This is a genomic window from Pseudomonas sp. 2VD (assembly GCF_005503585.1).
Classification (GTDB): domain Bacteria; phylum Pseudomonadota; class Gammaproteobacteria; order Pseudomonadales; family Pseudomonadaceae; genus Pseudomonas; species Pseudomonas aeruginosa.
On the sequence record NZ_SCND01000529.1, the window covers coordinates 1 to 2,989 of the forward strand.

2 protein-coding genes are annotated in these 2,989 nt (G+C 66.2%); one reads left to right on the forward strand and one right to left on the reverse strand.

The window, feature by feature from the left end:
* Nucleotides 1-1,026: guanine deaminase (gene guaD / locus FFS27_RS31110; RefSeq protein ID WP_137952468.1), on the reverse strand; the 1,026-nt coding region annotated here is incomplete at its 3' end.
* Nucleotides 1,027-2,136: 1,110 nt separating this feature from the next.
* Between guaD and FFS27_RS31120 the strand changes: the two genes are divergently transcribed.
* Nucleotides 2,137-2,989: ATP-binding cassette domain-containing protein (locus FFS27_RS31120; RefSeq protein ID WP_137952469.1), on the forward strand; the 853-nt coding region annotated here is incomplete at its 3' end.

Here is a 2,989-nt window from a genome sequence, read left to right on the forward strand (position 1 = left end):
GCCGATGCCGGCGCGGATGCCGTATTGCTGGGCGCGGCCAAGGTCGAACAGGCCGGAGCCGATGAACAGGTTGGAACTGGGACAGTGCGCCAGCGCTGCGTTCTTGTGCGCCAGGCAGCGGCATTCGCGTTCGGAGAGATGGATGCCATGGGCGAACACGCTGCGTTCGCCGACCAGGCCGGCGCGATGATAGACGTCCAGGTAGTCCTGCGCCTGGGGAAACAGCTCGCCGACCCAGGCGACTTCCTTGAGGTTCTCCGAAAGATGGGTGTGCAGGTAGACGCCGGGATACTCGTCCAGCAGGCGCGCCGCCGCGGCCAGTTGCTCGGGCGAGGAGGTCGGCGCGAAGCGCGGGGTGACCGCGTATTGCAGGCGCCCGTTGCCGTGCCAGCGCTCGATCAGCGCGCGGCTCTCGGCGTAGCCACTGGCCGCGGTATCGCACAGCGCCGGCGGCGCGTTGCGGTCCATCAGCACCTTGCCGGCGATCATCCGCAGGCGGCGCTTCTGCGCGGCCTGGAAGAATGCCTCGGCGGATACCGCATGGACCGTGCCGAACACCAGCGCGGTAGTGGTGCCGTGGCGCAGCAGTTCGTCGAGGAACAGCTCGGCCTGGGCGGCGGCGTAGCCGGCATCGGCAAAGCGCTGCTCGGCGGGAAAGGTGTGGGTTTCCAGCCAGTCCAGCAGTTGGGTGCCGTAGGAGGCGATCACTCCGAGTTGCGGGTAATGCACATGGCAGTCGACGAAGCCGGGCAGCAGCAGGCGCTGCGGATGCTCCTCCAGCGGCAGGTCGGCGGGCAGTTGCGGCAGCAGGTAGGCTGCGTGATCGAGCGCGCGCACATGGCCGTGTTCGATCCACAGCAGGCCGTCCTCGAAATACTCCCAGGCCTTGTCGCCGAGTTTCGCCGGGTCGCCGAGGAAATGCAGGATCCGCCCGCGATGGGCCGAACTGCTCATCGCGCTCCCGCCGTGGTCGGAGTGCAGGATAAGTGGGGGGACGAAGGTGCCAGCAGGTACTGCATCGTTCATCTCCTCTGCTGCCGGAACGGCGCTTTCGCCTCTTTAGTCCGGGAAATCGACGGAAATATCCCGTCTTTGGCGCGTGATCTCGCTTCCGCCATTATGCACTGTGCGCATGCTGTGGATAAGTCTGTGTGTAGCGCGTGTTCGGAGAGATTGCACGAGCCATTGCGGGATGTGCCCATCTGGCTGCCGGCAGGCGATCCGCGAAAAGCGTTCCGGCACCTTGAGTCCGCCTTGCGAAATGCCCGGTCGGCAACTGGCGCTTCTGTGGGTTTGTCTGTGGAAAAGCTGTTCGCATTCCCCGTTGAAAAAATGCCTTCGGCGGTCGGGGGAAAGGCATTGGACGGAGCCGCAGGATTTCTCCCGGTTGGCGAAAGAGCCAGGGAAAAGGTGCTGTGGAATGCGCCACGACGGTGCATCGCGAAACTGTGGACAGCGGATCCACCCATGGCGCCGCCGAGCATGCTTCCGTCGATCGCCGCGGACTTTCCTGGAAAGCCGGAAAACCCAGTATTCATGGGCTTCCTGGCGTCTAAAGAGGAAGTCCTGGAGACATTTTCACGGGCATTCCCGTTCCGCGGGTTTCCTGTGGAAAAGCTGTTGGCAAACTGTGCCGGAAGCGGGCCGCCGGGGCTGCCCCAGGGATTCGGCCGAGCCATGGCTTGGCCGGGAGAGGTCGTTCTGCCGGGTTCCTCCGAACGGCTGTCGATATCTTGTGGATAAAGCTGTTGGCAAAGTGTTGGAGAAAATGCCTTGCCAGGTCGTGCTCATGACCTGCCGGGTTGGCTGTTTTCTGTCCAGCGCCGATGTTGCGAAAATTGCCGGGACGGTCGGCGCGGGAGGCTTCCCAAGGTCCCGGATGGGCTCCCGACACGCTGTGGATAACTCTGTGAGCAAGGTGGTGATGACTGTTTTGCGACAAATGCTCACGCGGGTGCGCCGCAGGGTTGCCCGCAAATGTGCCGCGGCGTCCCAGGCGTGCTCCGGCTTGGTGCCGCTCGGCGCGGCAGCCTGGCCCGTGGCTCCCGGCGCAAGCCGCGTTCCAGGGCTTTCCTGACCTCCTGGCCAGGTATTTGCACCGGCCGTGGCATCGTCGAGCAACCGACCGGGTCCGCCATGTCCGCACCTACCTCCTTCGCGCCGCCGCGCCTCGAACTGCGCGGGATCAGCAAGCGCTATCCGGGTTGCCTGGCCAACGACCGCATCGACCTGTGCATCGACGCCGGCGAGATCCACGCCCTGCTCGGTGAGAACGGCGCCGGCAAGAGCACGCTGATGAAGATCATCTACGGCGTGACCCGTCCCGATGCCGGCGAGATCCGCTGGCAGGGCGAGCCGGTGCAGGTGCGCGACCCGGCTCGCGCCCGGGCGCTGGGGATCGGCATGGTGTTCCAGCATTTCTCCCTGTTCGAGACGCTCAGCGTGGCGGAGAACATCGCGCTCGCCCTCGGCGCCGAGGCGGGCAGCCCGCGCCGGTTGGAGGCGCGTATTCGCGAGGTGTCGCAGCGCTACGGCATGCCGCTGGAGCCTCGCCGGCTGGTCCATGGGCTGTCCATCGGCGAGCGCCAGCGGGTGGAAATCGTGCGCTGCCTGATGCAGGACATCCGCCTGCTGATCCTCGACGAGCCGACCTCGGTGCTGACCCCGCGCGAGGCCGAGGATCTCTTCGTCACCCTGCGCCGTCTTGCGGAGGAGGGTTGCAGTGTCCTCTTCATCAGCCACAAGCTGGCCGAGGTCCGTGCGCTCTGCCAGCGCGCCACGGTGCTGCGCGGCGGACGGGTGGCCGGACAGTGCGTGCCGGCGCAATGTTCCGATCTCGAGCTGGCGCGGCTGATGGTGGGCGACGCCGAGGGCCTGGCGGCGGAGTATCCGAAGGTCACCGGCGGCGCGCCTTTCCTCCAGGTGCGCGACCTGCACTGGCGCAACCCGGACCCCTTCGGCGTGTCCTTCGCCGGCCTCGACCTGGAGG